We start from the raw sequence: 15826 nt of genomic DNA on the forward strand, positions 1-15826 counted from the left end.
CAGGCACCCCGGACAGATCACATACCGCTTGGTACGCTCCAACAGCCACTGCTCTCACACCAGTTGGGAGGCACGATGCGCATCCGCATCAGACCCGCCGTGGCGTTCGGCGCCGCGCTCCTCACGGCATCGGCCCTGCTGTCGCCCGTGGCGACGGCCCGGGACGACGCCCGCCCTGCGAGCGACCATCCGTCCGGCGGGGGCCTGTCCGCCACGATCCGCTACACCGAGTACGGCGTGCCGCACATCCTCGCCAAGGACTACGCGAACCTGGGCTTCGGGACCGGCTGGGCGCAGGCCGCCGACCAGGTGTGCACGCTCGCCGAGGGGTTCGTCACCGTGCGCGGCGAGCGTTCGCGCCACTTCGGGGCGCAGGGCGACCCCGGCGGCGACCTGTCGTCCGCGTCCACGAATCTCGCGAGCGACCAGTACTTCCGCGGCGTACGCGACGCGGGCACCGTGGAGAAGCTGCTGAAGCAGCCCGCGCCACGCGGCATGAGCCGCGACGTCAAGGAGCTGTCGCGCGGGTTCGCCGCGGGCTACAACGCGTGGCTGAAGAAGAACCGCGTCACCGACCCGGCGTGCGCCGGGGCCGACTGGGTGCGCCCGGTGTCCACCCTGGACCAGGCCCGCCTCGGCTATGCCGTCTCGATCCTCGGCGGCGAGGGCCGCGCCATCGACGGCATCACGGCGGCGGGGCCTCCGGGGGCGCGGGACGCGCGCCGCGCGCCGGACCCGAGCAGGACGGCGGAGGCGGCGCGCAAGCTCTTCTCTCCCGCCGCGGGCAGCGCCGACATGGGCTCCAACGCCGTCGCCTTCAGCGGGAAGACCACGGCGAACGGCCGCGGACTGCTGCTCGGCAACCCGCACTACCCCTGGCACGGCGGCCGCCGCTTCTGGCAGTCGCAGCAGACCGTCCCGGGCGAGCTGAACGTCTCGGGCGGCTCGCTCATCGGCACCCCCGTGGTCAACATCGGCTTCAACGGGCACGTGGCATGGAGCCACACGGTCGCGACTGGCGTGCCCTTCAACGTGCACGAGCTGACCCTGGACCCGTCCGACCCGACGGCCTACCTGGTGGACGGCAAGCGCGAGCGGATGAAGAAACGCACGGTGACCGTCCCCGTGCGCGACGGCGCCCCGGTGACCCGCACCCAGTGGTGGACGCGCTACGGGCCGGTCGTCACCGGCCTCGGCCGGCAACTCCCGCTGCCGTGGACCACGAAGACGGCCTACGCCCTGAACGACCCCAACGCCCGCAATCTGCGCGCCGGGGACACCAACCTCCGCTTCGGCAAGGCCCGTTCGACGTCCGGCATCCTGCGCGCCCTCCGCGACACCCAGGGCCTGCCGTGGGTCAACACGATCGCCGCCGACCGCCACGGCAACTCGCTGCTGACCCAGTCGCAGGTGCTGCCCCGCATCACCGACGACCTGGCCGGGCGCTGCTCCACCGCCCTGGGCAAGGTCACCTACCCGGCCGCGGGAGTGGCCGTCCTGGACGGCGCGCGCGGCGACTGCGCGCTCGGCTCGGACAAGGACGCGCTGCAGCCGGGCGTCTTCGGCCCGGCGCGGATGCCGACCCTCAAGAACGCCCCGTACGCGGAGAACTCCAACGACAGCGCCTGGCTGAGCAATGCCGACCGACCGCTGACGGGGTACGAGCGGATCTTCGGCACGATCGGCACGCAGCGTTCGATGCGTACGCGAGGCGCCATCGAGGACGTGTCCGCGATGGCCGCGCGCGGCGGACTGACCGTCAAGGACCTCCAGCGCCAGCAGTTCGCGAACCGCGTCCCGGCCGGTGACCTCGCGGCGGCCGACGTGGCCCGCGCGTGCGCCGCGCTGCCACCCGGCGCGGCGAAGTCGTCCGACGGCAAGGTCGTCGACGTACGCGAGGCCTGCGAGGTGATCAGGGCCTGGGACCGCACGATGAACACCGACAGCAAGGGCGCGCTGCTCTTCGACCGGTTCTGGCGCGCGCTGACCGCGAAGGTGCCGAACGCCGAGCTCTGGAAGGTCCCGTTCACCGCCTCCGACCCGGTGCGCACCCCGAACACCCTCAACACCAGCGCACCGGGCTTCGCCACAGCCCTCGCCGACGCGGTGACGGAACTGACAACGGCAGGCATCCCGCTCAGCTCCCGGCTCGGCGACCACCAGTTCCTCGTACGGAACGGAAAGCGGCTGCCGATGCACGGCGGCACGGAGTCACTCGGCGTCTGGAACAAGATCGAGCCCCAGTGGAACGCACAAGGCGGCGGCTACACGGAAATCGCCCACGGCTCCAGCCACATCCAGGCCGTCGCCTGGAACAACTCCCCCTGCCCCAAGGCCCGCACCCTCCTGACCTACTCCCAGTCCTCGAACCCGAAATCACCGCACTACAGCGACCAGACACGGCTGTACGCCGCTGAGCGCTGGGTGACGTCACGCTTCTGCGAGAAGGACATCCGCAAGGCACCCGGCCTGAAGGTGGTGAAGGTGCACCAGCACTGACACGCGCTTCCGAGGCCTTGGCGGGCCTCGCGCCCGCCCGCCACGTCCCCCACCGGCAACAAGCCGTCGCCGACCGCTACGCCGCGATGAGCCGCCGTCTCGACGACCTGGCCGAACTCCTGGAAGGAAACGATCCTGATACCCAGCGCATCCGGCACTGGCGCCACGACTGGCGCAACCTCGCCGCGCCATGCGAACGCATCCAGACCACCATCGACACCGAGATCGAGAACAGCCGCCTCCACCCGCGCCGAGCCATCGACGGCGAGCCACCGGTAGTAGCCCGAGCGCGAGACCTGCAGAACCCGGCATATCCGCTGAACGCCGAAAGTCTCGGCGTGGGCGGGGACGAAGTCCCAGCGGCAGGCCTTCACTTCATCTCCCTGGCGAAATAGGCCGCCGCCCGGCGCAGGATCTCCTGCTCGAGCTCTCACTCCTTCTCCGCCTCGCGCAGCCGACCGTTCTCCGCGCGCAACCGGACCAGCTCCTCATCCCTGCTTACCCCGGCCGGCTCGCCGCGGCCGTGATCGCGGCCCGCATGTTCTTCGGCCTGGCGCACCCAGCCCCGCAGCGTCTCGCCGGTCACCCCGACATCCGCCGCGACCGCCGCATACGTGCGTTTGTGAGAACCGGGTTCGGGAGGTCGGGACTTCGGCCGATTCCGATCGGTGAAATCAATTGTGTTCATCGTAATTTGTTGCGCATTACTGCATTCATGAGTGTCTACGACGAGATCGCCGCGATCCTCCATCCGATGCCCGAGCCGGACGACATCGACCCGGAGATCTACAACGACGTCTGCCACGACATCGACGCCGCCCGCAAGGAGACGGCCTTCAACCTCGAAGCCGCCTCCGACAGCGACCCGGAGGAGAACGAGCCGCTGCTGTCGGCCATCGGCATCGCCCGATCCCGCAAGGAGCAGGCCGAGGCCGGGATCCGCCGCCTGGTCGCGTACGGACGGGAGTTCACCCGCCCTCGCCCCTACAAGCTCGCCGACCTCGCCGCCGCCTCCGGCATGTCCGTCTCCGGGGTCCGCACCGCCTACGGGCACCAGGAGGTCGCCGACGTCGAGCAGGCCACCGGTCGCAAGCCGCGCGAGTGGCGGGCGACCTCCCCGGACGATCCGCCCGAGGACGACGCCGAGTGACCGCCCCCGCCGAGGAGGCGTTACCGCCGGCCTGCGTCTGCCCGCAGCCGTGCGGCTCATCCCCGGCCAGCGCCGGGCCTCGTGACGGTTTGTCGGTGGGCGGCGGCATCATGAAGGAGATGAGCGAGGAGATCATCGGTGACCAGGACACAGTCCGCGACGAGGACCGGGATGCCGGCGGGGATGACGACGACGCGTACGACCGGGACCAGTGACGCATGCCCAGCTACCACCGGACCAAGGGCGGCGCCGCCCAGCTCGGCGTCGCACCGGCGAGCCGGGCCCCTTCGGTACGTACGAAGAGGACCCGGCTCCCCAGGAGGCAGACCGGGGCGGGACCGTCACGGATCTGTCCTCCCGCCCCGGAGACCAGTTCGGCGGCTGACGTACGGCCGCCCCTTCGTCAGCGGTGCTGGGTGAGGAAGACGCGGGCGCGCTCGTCGAGTTCGGCAGCGCACCGCACGCCGCGCGAGCGGTACGGACGCAGGTCCCCGCGCAGCGAGCGGACCGCCTTGAAGGTCCGGGTGGACTTCACCCCGGCCATGGTGTCGATCGCCCGGTCCCAGGTCGCGCACGCCTGCTCGATGCCGCCCTGCTTGGCCTGCTGCTCAGCCTGTGCCACCAGGTCGAGGGCGATGATCCGCGCGTACGTCGCCCCGGGCCGGCTCGCGGCGGCGGTCGCGTAGCTCCGGGCGGAGTTGCCGCGGTCGCCGAGCGTCTCGAACACCTTCGCCGTACGGGAGTGGACGGTGGCCGCGGGCGGCCCCCACACCAGTGCCCAGAACGGCACCTCGTCCCCGGCCGCCGCGCCGACGGCGAGGGCTGCGTGGGCGCGGTCGACGTCGGCGAGCGCGGCCTGGCGCTGGCCGGTCTTGGCGAGTGCGTGCGCGTGCGTGACGGCGAACAGCGCCTCGACCTGTGAGTCCACCCGGCCCTTGGCCCGGTCCCACCCGGTCACGGCCAGCGCCAGGCAGTGCTCGGGCCGGTGCAGCTTCATGCCCTGCTGCGACATGGTCCGCATCACGAACCCGTCCTGACCTGGGATTCCGGACTCCCGGGCGAGCCCCAGCGACTGCATGTAGTACCGCTGCGCGAGACCCTGCTCACCGCTGTCGTACGCCTTCCAGCCGCACAAGTGAGCTGCCGCGGAGGCGACGGACAGCGCCTCGGCGCGGGCTTCCTCGCTGCTGAAGCGGGCCCGGCACAGGTCACGGACGTCGGTGATCAGGTACTGCACGAACGCGGCCCGGCCGTGCTGGCCGCCATGTTTCTCGTCCATGTCCATGAAGAGCTTCACCATGTCGCGTACGGCCGCGACGTCGGTGTGCCCGGCGCTCCCTGAGTTGCCCGGCGGTGTCGTCGGGCTGCAGTTGGCCGATACGGCCTCTCAGGCGGTGCGAGGGGGAACGCTCGGCAGGTGGTCGTCGACATTTCTGGTCATCGCCGTCAGGGCGCGGGAGACCTCGGCGCTGATGCGTTCCGCTGTCGCCCGGTCGAAGAGCTCGGTGGCGTAGATGAGGGTGCCGGTGATGCCGCCCAGGTCGGGCTGCTCCGAGAGCTGGAACAGCAAGTCGAAATCGGTATGGGGTACGGGCACCGGGCGGACCTGGGCCGCGAGTCCCGGAAAGCCGAGGGTCTCGTGACCGCGCAGCGCGGTGTACGTGACGGCGACCTGGAACAGCGGGTGCCGCGCGAGCGACCGCTCCGGGTTCACCAGCTCGACGAGCCGGTCGAAGGGGTACTCCTTGTGATCGTGCGCGGCGAGCAGGCGGTCCCGGACCTGCCCGATCAGTTCGCGGTAGGTCGGACGCCCGGAGGCATCGGCGCGCAGCACCACCGTGTGCACGGCACAGCCCACGAGGCCGTCCAACGCCTGCGTGTCACGGCCGCTGACGACGACGCCGACCGGAATGTCCTGACCCGCTCCCATGCGGGCGAGCGCGGCGACGAGTGCGGCGTGCCAGATCATGTAGCCGCTGGCGCCACAGTCGCGCGCGATCCGGTGCATCCGCTCGTGGGTCGTGGCGGTCACGGAGAACGTGACGCCGGCGGCGCGCTTGTCGGCCACCGCGGCTCGGGGGCGGTCCAGGGGCAGGGCCAACTCGTCCGGGAGTCCGCTGACGGCCGCGCGCCAGTACCCGGCCTGGGACGCGGCGAGACTGCCGGGCTCGGCTTCGTCGCCCATGCGGGTGTGGAGCCACTGGGCGTAGTCGGCGTACTGCGGGGCGGCCGCGGGCCAGGTGGGGGGCTCGTCCTGGAGCCTGCTGCCGTAGGCGGCTGCGAGATCCCGCAGGAGGGGGACCAGCGACTCGCCGTCGACGGCGATGTGATGCATGACGAGGAGCAGCACGTGCCGGTCGGCGGCGACGCGGAGGAGCCGGATCCGCAACGGCGGTCGGCTCAAGAGGTCGAAGCCGGTTCGGAGTTGCGCCTCGATCGCGGCGTCGAGTCCGTCCTCGGTCACGTTGGCCCCCATCAGGTCGAGGGGGGCGGACTCGGGCGGCAGGATCCGCTGGACGGGGCCCTGCTCGGTGTACGGGTAGACGGTCCGCAGGATCTCGTGGCGGGCGACGACGTCCTGCAGGGCGGCGCGGAGTGCGGCCGTGTCGATTTCGCCCCGCAGGTCGAGGGCCGTGGTGGTGAGGTAGTCCGGCTGATGGCCCGCCAAGTAGTGGATGGTCCACAGACGTTCCTGGGCGGGTGACAGCGGGGTCTCGCTGGGACGGGGGCTCGACGGCGACCGGGGCGGGAGTGCGGGATGTGCGGTCGGGGTCTGTGGGGTGTCGGCGAGGCGTCGGTCCAGCGCGCCCACGGTGGGCGCGTCGAAGAGGTCGCGCATCGTGACGCGTGCGTCGAGTGCGGCGCGCAGACGGCTCACCAGCCGCATGGCGGCCAGTGAGTTGCCGCCCAGCGTGAAGAAGTCGGCATCGGTGGCGACGCTGTCGACGCCGACGTCGAGGGCTTCGGCGAACAGGGCGGCGATGACCTCCTGGCGTGGCGTGCGCGGCCCGTGAGCACCGTTGGCGGCGGGCGCGGGCAGGGCGGCCGTGTCGACCTTGCCGTTGGCGGTCAGGGGAAGGGCGCCGACCGTGACGATCGACGCGGGGACGAGATAGCCGGGAAGACGGGCGGCCAGCCGCGCGCGCAGCTCCGCCGGGTCGACGGCGGTACGGGGGACGACGTACGCGGTCAGTGTCTTGCCGCTGCCCGCGGTGTGGGCGGCCACGGCCGCGGCGGCGACCTCGGGCTCGCGGCACAGCGCCGCCTCGATCTCGCCGGGGTCGACGCGGAACCCGTTCACCTTCAGCTGCCGGTCGACCCGGCCGAGGAAGTGCAGTCGGCCGCTCTCGTCCCAGCGCCCGAGGTCGCCGGTGCGGTACAGACGGGAACCGGGTGCGCCGTGCGGGTCGGCGACGAACCGTTCCGCGGTGAGGGCGGGAGCGCGGTGGTATCCGGACGTGAGTCCGGCCCCGGCGACGTATATCTCGCCGGGGACTCCGGGCGCGACGGGCCGCAGCGCCGCGTCGAGGAGCGAGACGGACGTGTTGTCGATGGGCCTGCCGATGGGCAGTGGCTGGTCGTCGAAGGGCCCCTCGGGGATCGGGTGGCCCAGGGCGAAGGTGGTCGTCTCGACAGGACCGTAGTAGTTGATGACCCGCAGGCCGGGGTTGGCCTGCCGGGCGCGGCGGACGGCGGCCGGCGAGACGACGTCGCCGCCGGTGGACACCTGGCGCAGCGCGCCGAGGATGCCGGGTGCCTGTTCGGTGATCAGGTCGAACAGGCCGGCGGTGAACCAGGCGGCCGTGACCCGGCCCTCGGTGATGACGGCGGCGTAGTCGTCGAGGCCGAGGTCACCGGCGGGCGCGAGCACCACCTGGCGGCCGGTGAGGAGGGGCATCCACAGCTCGTAGACCACTGGGTCCCAGGTGTGGGAGGAGTGGAAGAGCACCCGCTCGTGCGCGTCCCCGCGAAAGGCGCGGTCGTGTGCGCGCGCCACGATGTTGCCGTGGGTGACGGCGACGCCCTTGGACATGCCGGTCGAGCCCGAGGTGAACATCAGGCAGGCGGGTGCGTCGGGCGGAACGTGCAGACCGGGGTCGGTCGCGGGCTCGGTGGCCGCCTCGGCTTCCGCGTCCGCCAGTCCGTCCAGGAGCAGTTCCGCACCGGCGTGGTGGAGCAGTTCGCGGACGGCAGTGGGCGGCAGGTCCTGGCGCAGCGGGACGCAGACCGAGCCGAGCTTGGCGAGGGCGAGGAAGGCGACGGCGACCTCGACGGAACGCTCCAGGCGCAGGCCGACCGGCGTGCCGGGGCGCACACCGCGGCGGCGGAGGTGGTGGGCGAGCCGGTTAGCACGGGAGTTGAGCTGTCCGTAGCTGATCGGCCGGTCGGCCGTCCACAGGGCGGGGCGGCCGGGGTCGGCGTGGACGATCGCTTCGAATGTCTGCGGGAGCGAGTGGGACGGCACCGGGGTGGCCTGACCACGGCCTCGGGCAAGGAGGCGGCCGCGGCGCTCGGGGCCGAGCAGGTCGAGGTCGCGGACGCGGAGGGTGCCCTGCTCCGCCAGCGCCCGGCAGGCGTCGGCGACGAGCCGCCAGATGTCCTCGATGTCGCCGAACCGGGCAAGGCGCCCGGGTTGGAGGTAGAAGCGGAAGTCGAGCCGGCCGGCGCGCGGCAGCACCGCGACGGCGAGGGGGTAGTGGGTGGCGTCGTGGACATCGACTCCGGTGACCCGCAGGCCCCCTTCCGCCTCGCTGAAGTCCTCCGACTCCAAGGGGTAGTTCTCGAAGACGAGCAGGGTGTCGAAGAGGTCGCCGGTGCCCGCCGCCGCCTCGATGGCGGCAAGGCCGAGGTGCTCGTGGTCGAGGAGGCGTACGCGGGCCGCCTGGACGGCCGCGGCGAGGTCCTGGAGCGGAGCGGCCGCGTCGATACGGACCCGGGCGGGCACGGTGTTGATCAGCAGACCGACCATCTCCTCGGCCCCGTCCAGGCCGACGGGCCGGCCGGCGACCGTCACGCCGAAGACGACGTCGTCCCGTCCGGTGAGGTGGCCGAGCACCAGTGCCCATGCCGTCTCGACCAGGGTGTTGACGGTGAGCCCGTGGTGGGCGGCCCGGGCGGTCAGCGCGGCGGTGGTCTCCTGCGGCAGGGTGAAGGTACGCAGCGTCGACGGCTCCGGACGGGCGTGCGGCTCGGGACGGGTGTGCGCGCCCGCACCGCCCACTCGGGTCGGCTCGGCGCCGTCGAGCTCCCGACGCCAGGCCTCCTGGGCACGGTCGGCGTCCTGGGATGCCAGCCAAGCCAGGTGGCGCCGGTACACCGGCGCCGGCGGCAGCGCCGTTCCGTGGTACAGCGCGAAGAGTTCATGGAACAGGATCGGTACGGACCAGCCGTCGAGCAGTACGTGGTGATGGGTGAAGGCCAGGGACCAGCGCCGGGCACCCGTGCGGGCCAGCGTGAACCGCAGCAGCGGTGGCTGATGCAGGGGGAACGGCCACCGGTCCTCGGTCAGGTGCTCGCGGAGCCGGGCGGCGGGCACCGGCCCCGAGGCCGGGTCCAGGGTCCGCCAGGGCAGTTCGACCCGCGAGGGAATCACGCACAGCGGGTCCGTGCCCTCGTCCATGCGGAACGCGCCGCCCAGATGGGGGTGACGGCGCAGCAGGGACTCGGCGGCCGCACGGAGGCGTTCGGGGTCGACGTCGCCGTCCAGGGTGAGGACGAGTTGGACGACATAGGGGTCGTGGAGGTCCGCGGCGTCCGTCGGGGCGGTGTGGTCCACGGCGCCCGTGGGAGCGCTGTAGTCCGCGGCATCCGTGGGTGCGGTGAGCGAGTGGAACAGCAGACCTGACTGCAGCGGCGCGGTGGGAAGCAGCTCGGCCAGGGGCCCCATCTCGGCTTCGAGGTGGTCGATGTGCGCCTGGGTGACGGAGACCAACGGGAAGTCGGACGGAGTGTGTTCGCCCTCGGCGGTGTCCGCGTAGTGCTCGACGAACGTGGCGAGCACCGCCCGCCAGGCCCGCGCCAAGCCGTCGACCTCGGTCCGGTCGAGGACTCCCCCGGCCCAGGTGCAGGCGAAACTGAAGTGCGGACCGTGGTCACCGGGCTCGACGAAGGCGTCGATCTCCAGGGCGTGGGCGACGGGCAGCGCCGCGTCGGCCTCCCCGCGCAGCGAACCCGGCAGCGGCTCCCAGGCACCACCGTCGGCACCGGGGCCGTCTCCGGTGTCGAAGCGGCCCAGGTAGTTGAAGCCGATCGACGCGGCGGCGGCCAGGCGGGCGCGGACCTCGGGGTCGGGGCCGTAGCGCAGCAGGCCGTAGCCGACGCCCTTGTGCGGCACAGTGCGCAGCCGCTCCTTCACCCGCTTCGCCGCGGCATCCAGGCCCGTACCGTGTGCCGTCATGCCGTCCCAGTCGTCCACCCGGGCGTCGAGCGGCACCGGGTGGATGACGGTGAACCAGCCGACGGTGCGCGAGCTGTCGAGGTCGGCCACCTCGTCCAGGTCGAGGTCGCGGCCGTGGCCCTCGATGTCGACGAGGAAGGGCCCGTCGGCGGACTGGTCGGATCGGTGGTGCAGCGCTACGGAGAGGGCGGCGAGGAGGATCTCCGGGACGCCTGCGTGGAAGCGCTGGGGGACGGCGGTGAGCAGGGCCCGGGTGGCCTCCGGACCGAGGGAGAAGCGGAGGGTGGTGGTGTCGCCGACGGTGTCCCGGGAGGGGTCGAGGGGCCGCCGGCCGAGGAGGGTGCACGCGGTGGCTTCGGTCCACCATCGGGTCTCCGCCTCGGACGGGGTGGCCTCGGCCAGCCTCCGGGCCCAGGTGCGCAGCGGCGTCGGAACGGGTGGCAGTACGGCGGGACGCCCGGCGACGGCGGCGGCGTGGGCGGCCGCCAGATCGGGGAGCAGGATGCGCCAGGACACGGCGTCGACCGCCAGATGGTGGATCACGACCAGAAGACGGCCTCCGCTTCCGTCGTCCAGCCAGACCGCGCGCAGCAGGGCGCCCTCGCGGGCCGACAGGCGGCGCCGGGCCAGCGGCCGCTGGCGTTCCGCCTCGGCCTGTACGTCATCGGTGGGCACACGGGAGAAGCACGCCTCGGCACGGACCGCTCCGGGGGACTGGATCCGGAGGGTGGATTCGGTGTCCTGGAAGTCGGGCGCGACGAGCCGCAGGGCGTCGTGGTGGTCGAGGAGTGTCTGAAGGGCGGTGAGCAGGGTGGTCTCGGTGGCATCAGAGGGCACTCGGCAGACGACCGACTGGGCGAAGGTGTCGCCGGGTTCGCCCAGTTCGGCGAGCCGGCGCATGATGGGCGTGCGCGGGAACTCGCCGACGGCTTCCTCCGGGGTCCCGGAACGGGCGGGCAGGGACGAGGGCTCGGCGGCCCGCGCGAGCGCCGCCGGGGTCGGCTGTTCGAAGACGTCCCGGGGGCTGATCAGGACTCCGGCCGCCCTGGCACGGTTGACCAGACGAATGGCGAGGATGGAATCCCCGCCGAGCCGGAAGAAGTCGTCGTCCGGGCCGACGTGTTCGGCCCCGAGGAGCGCGCCGAAGAGGGAGACGAGCAGGTCGGTGCCCGGCGCTTCGGGAGCGCGGCCGGACCCTGCGGGCCGCGTGGCTGCGGGCGGGGCCGGTGCGAGCGTCGCCGGTGCAGGCGTCGTCGGAGGAGGAGGCGTCGCCGGGCGCAGGGCGGCGCGTTCTTCCGCGTCGAGGACGGCGACGGAGTCGAACGGCCGCTGCGGGGCGTCCAGTACGGCGTCGACGAGGCGTCTCAGAACACGCAGGAAGAGCTCGACGGTCCCCCGCTTGTACGCGTCGGCGTTGTACTCGAGTACGCCGTCGAAGCCGCCGACGGCGTTCTGTGTGAACTCGAAGAGCAGGTCGAACTTGGCCATCGACCGGCTGAGTTCGACAGGGGTGCAGCGCAGCCCGGTGAGAGCGGGCACGGCCTGTTCCCCGGAGTGGAGCATGACCATGACCTGGAACAGCGGGTGGCGCCCGAGCACACGGGGCGGGTGCACGGCGTCGACGACCCGGTCGAAGGGAACCTGGTGCGCGAAAGCGCTGAGGTCGGTCTGTCGTGCCCGGTCGACGACGTCGGCGAAGCCGGGACTGCCGGCCAGGTCGGTGCGCAGCACCACCGTTTCGGCGAAGAATCCGATGAGGTCGTCGACGCCTGCCGTGTCACGGCCCGCGGTGACGGTACCGACGGGGATGTCGGTGCCCGCGCCGAGCCTGCTCAGGAGGCAGGCGACCGCCGCGTGCAGCACCATGAACGGGGTGGCGCCGCGCGCGGCGGCCAACGCGGTGATGCGGCGCCCCAGTTCGGGTTCCCACGCGAAGGTGACGGCGTCGCCCCGGTGAGCGGGAGCGGGCGCCGGCTCATGATCCATGGGCAGACAGAGCGCGTCGGGCAGGCCGTCGAGCGTCCGCCGCCAGTGGTCCAGTTCGGTGGCGAGTCTGCTGTCCGGCTTCTCGGCGCTGCCCAGGCGCTCGCGTTCCCACAGCGCGTAGTCGGCGTACTGGACGGCGAGCGGGGGCCAGGCCGGGGCCAGGCCCTGCGTTCTGGCGCCGTAGGCGGTGGACAGGTCACGGGCCAGGGTGCGCAGCGAGTGCTCGTCGGCGACGATGTGGTGCAGGACGGTCAGCAGTGCGTGCTCGTCGGCTCCGGTGGTGAACAGGGTGGTGCGCCAAGGGAGTTCGGTGGTGAGGTCGAATCCCCGGCTCGCCTCGGCGCGCAGCTCGGCGTCGAGTGCGGAGGCCGGCACGGTGCGCACCGTGAACGGGGTCGTCGGTCGCTCCAGCACCAGCTGGGAGGGTTCTTCCCCGGTGTCGGGGAAGAGGGTGCGCAGGCTTTCGTGCCGTTCCTGGATGTCGTCGAAGGCGGCACGCAGCGCCTCCGTGTCCACCGGACCTTTCATACGGACGGCCAGCGGGACCAGGTAGGTGGTGGCCCGGCCTTCCATCCGGTGCAGGAACCACAGCCGGCGCTGGGCGTAGGACGCAGGGACGCGCGTGGGGCGGGGTACGGCTGTCAGGGGGCGGGCCGCCGCTGCGGTGCCGCTGTCGGGGTGCCTGACCAGGTCGGCGAGGCCCGTCACGGTCGGGGACGCGAACACGTCGCGTACCGAGACGGGTGTGCCCGAAGCGTCGGCGAGCCGCTGGGCGAGCCGGTTGGCCGACAGCGAGTCCCCGCCGAGAGCGAAGAAGCTGTCGTCGAGGCTCACCGTGTCGCCGCCCACGCCCAGGACGTCGGCGAACAGCCCGTGCACGAGCGCGTCGAGCTCATCGTCCGGTGCCGGGGCGGCCCGTTCCGTTCGCCCCGGTCGCAGGGCACGCAGCCGCCGCTGGTCCAGCTTCCCGTTGGGGGTGAGCGGAAGGGCGTCGACGAGGTGCACGACGGAGGGCACCATGTGGGCGGGGAGCCGGGCCGCCACGGCGTCGCGGATCACCCGCGGGTCCGGGGCCGCCGATCCGGTGGCGTCGGCCACGACGTAGCCGACGAGGCGCCGGTCGCCCGGCAGGTCCTCCGTGGCCAGGACGGCCGCGGCCTTGATGCCGGGCAGGCCGCTCAGTGCGGCTTCCACCTCTCCCGGTTCGATCCGGAAGCCGCGGATCTTCACCTGCCGGTCGGCGCGGCCCAGGTACTCCAGCCCGCCGTCCTCGCGCCGTCGGGCCAGGTCGCCGCTGCGGTACATCCTCTCCCCCGGCGCCGCGAACGGGTCGGCGACGAAACGCTGCGCGGTCAGGCCGGGGAGGCCGTGGTAGCCGCGCGCGACGCCGGCGCCCGACACGTACATCTCACCCGGCAGACCGGGCGGTACGGGCCGCAGCGCCGCGTCGAGCACATGGACGCGCAGGTCGGGCAGCGGCGTCCCGATGAGGCTCCCCGCGCCTGCCGCGGCGGCGTCGACGCCAAGAGGCCTCGCGGTCACATGGACCGTGGTCTCGGTGATCCCGTACATGTTGACCAGGCGGGGCGCGGTGTCGGCGTGCCGGGCGTACCAGTCGAGCAGCCGCCACGGTTCCAGCGCCTCGCCGCCGAAGATGACGTACCGCAGCGCGAGCCGGTCCCCCACCGCCGGGCGCCGGGCGTCGGCCTCGGCGAGCTGGGTGAACGCGGAGGGCGTCTGGTTGAGTACCGTCACCTCCTCCCGGACGAGGAGGTCGAGGAACTCGTCCGGGGAGCGGGCGGTGTCCTCACCTACGACGACGAGGCGGCCGCCGTGCAGCAGGGCGCCCCACAGCTCCCAGACGGAGAAGTCGAAGGCCGTCGAGTGGAAGAGGGTCCACACGTCGTCGGCGCCGAACCGGAATTCCTGCTCGGTCGAGGTCAGCAGCCGGGCGACGTTGGCGTGCGTGACGACGGCGCCCTTGGGCCGGCCGGTGGAACCCGAGGTGAAGATGGTGTAGGCGGGATCGTCGGGTCGGGGGCGGCGGGCCGGCTGTCGTTCGCTGTCCGGGGCGGACGGCTCGTCGAGGCGCAGCACGGGGATGTCCGGGGCCGGTGGCGCGTCGTGGCCGCGGGTGATCAGCAAGGCGGGCGCGGCATCGGTGAGGGTGGCCAGGAGCCGCTCGTCCGGGTACGAGGGGTTCAGCGGCACATAGGCGGCACCGGCTTTGAGGACGCCCAGGATCGCCACGACGAGGTCGAGCGAGCGCGGCAGCGCGATGGCCACGGACCGGCCGGGCCGCACCCCGCGCCCCGCGATCCTGCGGGCCACCTCGTTCGCCCTGTCGTCGAGCTGCCGGTAGCTCAGGGCCTCGACGTCGTGGACGACGGCCGTCGCGTCGCCCCTGGCACGGGCCTGCCGCTCGAACAGGTCGACGAGGGTCCCGGACGGTCGTGCCGCGCTTCCGGTGGGGCGGGCGGGCGCGTCGGTGAACGCGAGGCGGCCGGTCGTCAGCGCCTCGGGCGCGTCGGCGACGGCGGTCAGTGCCGTGAGGAGGCGCCTCTGGTGGGCCGTGATGTCCTGCTCGGTGTACTGGGTGGCGGAGGCGTCGATGTCGACGCGCAGCGCGGCCTCGCCGTTGTCGTACACGCCGATGGAGAGTTCGTCGCTCTGCCCGGGTGAGCCCTCGTGGACGGTCGCCCGGTGTCCGGCGAACTCCAGGTCGGCGTCCATGGACATGAGGTTGACCGTGGGACCGACGATCCGGCGTCCGTCGGCGAGCGCGCCGACATCGCGGACGATGTCCTCCAGGCGGTACCGCTGGTGCCGGAGTACGGCCGTGATCTCCGTGCTCGCGGCCCGCGCGAGGTCCGCCACCGGGCGAGCGGGGTCGACGGTGAGGCGGAGCGGCACCACGTTGGCGGCGGTACCGAGCGCGGAGCGGGCCGCCCTGCCGACCCGTCCCGGCACCGAGAGGCCGAGGACGACATCGCGTTGCCCGCTGTCGGCGTGCAGCAGCACGGCGGTGGCCACGCACACCAGGGAAGGCCATTGGACGTCCCACGCTTCGGCCTTCGCCCGCAGCCGCACCCACGGGTCCGGGTCCAGGCGGGCGGAGCGCCGGAGGTGGCCGAAGGAGCCGGGCGGCACCGGCCCCTGGGCCAAGACGGGGGCGTCGTCCAGGCCGGCGAGTTTCTCCGCCCAGAACGCGGCGTCGTCGCGAAAGCGGGCGGAGGCGCGGTAGCGGGCGTCCTCGGCGAGCAGGGTCTCCACCCGGTCGAAGACTCCGTCGTCGACGGGCTGCCCCGAGCACAACGCGCTGTAGGTGCTGGCCACGCGCCGTATGAACGTGGCGACTCCGGCGCCGTCGAACAGCAGATGGTGCAGGCGCAGGCACCACAGGTGGTCCGTCTGCGAAGCCCTGATCAGAGAGTGCTCGAACAGCGGCGCCACCGAGAGGTCGAACGGTTTCTCGTACTGTGCCTCGATGAACCGCGCGGCGGCCTCCATCGGCCGTTCGGCGCCCGATACGTCGATGCGGCGCAGTGCCCAGTCGGGCACCGCCTCGACGAACTGGCGGGCCCCGTCCGGAGTGTTGGCGAACCGCACGCGCAGGGTCTCGCTGCCGTCGACCACGACGCGCAGCGCCTGCTCGAACCTGTCCGCGTCGACGGGGCCGTGGATGTGGACGTACTGGCCGACGACGTAGCGCAGGCCTGTCGGGTCCATCTCCTGCCCGAACCACAGGCCCGCCTGGGCCGCCGACAGGTTCCGTCCCTCTTCGCTGCGCACGG

5 protein-coding genes and 1 pseudogene are annotated in these 15826 nt (G+C 72.7%); 3 read left to right on the forward strand and 3 right to left on the reverse strand.

Annotated features, from left to right (window positions below):
- Positions 1-75: 75 nt before the first annotated feature.
- Together AC0KTA_RS07175 and AC0KTA_RS07180 are read left to right on the forward strand one after the other, a co-directional pair.
- Entirely contained in the window at positions 76-2499 is a 2424-nt protein-coding gene (locus tag AC0KTA_RS07175; RefSeq protein ID WP_481054268.1) for a penicillin acylase family protein, read from the forward strand.
- Between the two features lie 17 nt (positions 2500-2516).
- Positions 2517-2894 (forward strand): hypothetical protein, encoded by a 378-nt coding sequence (locus tag AC0KTA_RS07180; protein ID WP_481054269.1) that lies wholly within the window; start codon positions 2517-2519, stop codon positions 2892-2894.
- Between the two features lie 35 nt (positions 2895-2929).
- Here the strand turns inward: AC0KTA_RS07180 and AC0KTA_RS07185 are convergent, their stop codons facing one another.
- Positions 2930-3187: a transposase gene (locus AC0KTA_RS07185; RefSeq protein ID WP_481054270.1), complete on the reverse strand. Its 258-nt coding sequence runs from the start codon at positions 3185-3187 to the stop codon at positions 2930-2932.
- 27 nt (positions 3188-3214) lie between these two features.
- On the opposite strand from AC0KTA_RS07185, the gene AC0KTA_RS07190 reads away from it, so the two are divergent.
- Complete coding sequence (locus tag AC0KTA_RS07190) at positions 3215-3649, forward strand: hypothetical protein (protein ID WP_481054271.1); 435 nt, start codon at positions 3215-3217, stop codon at positions 3647-3649.
- A gap of 403 nt (positions 3650-4052) precedes the next feature.
- On the opposite strand, the pseudogene AC0KTA_RS07195 reads toward AC0KTA_RS07190, so the two are convergent.
- Both AC0KTA_RS07195 and AC0KTA_RS07200 read right to left on the reverse strand, forming a co-directional pair.
- Positions 4053-4997 (reverse strand): annotated as a pseudogene (locus tag AC0KTA_RS07195) (NsdA family TPR-like regulatory protein); the annotation flags it as partial.
- Positions 4998-5036: 39 nt separating this feature from the next.
- A complete protein-coding gene (locus AC0KTA_RS07200; RefSeq protein ID WP_481054272.1) occupies positions 5037-15824 on the reverse strand; it encodes an amino acid adenylation domain-containing protein in 10788 nt (3595 codons plus the stop codon).
- Positions 15825-15826: the final 2 nt, after the last annotated feature.

The organism is Streptomyces sp. Y309, from assembly GCF_056712025.1.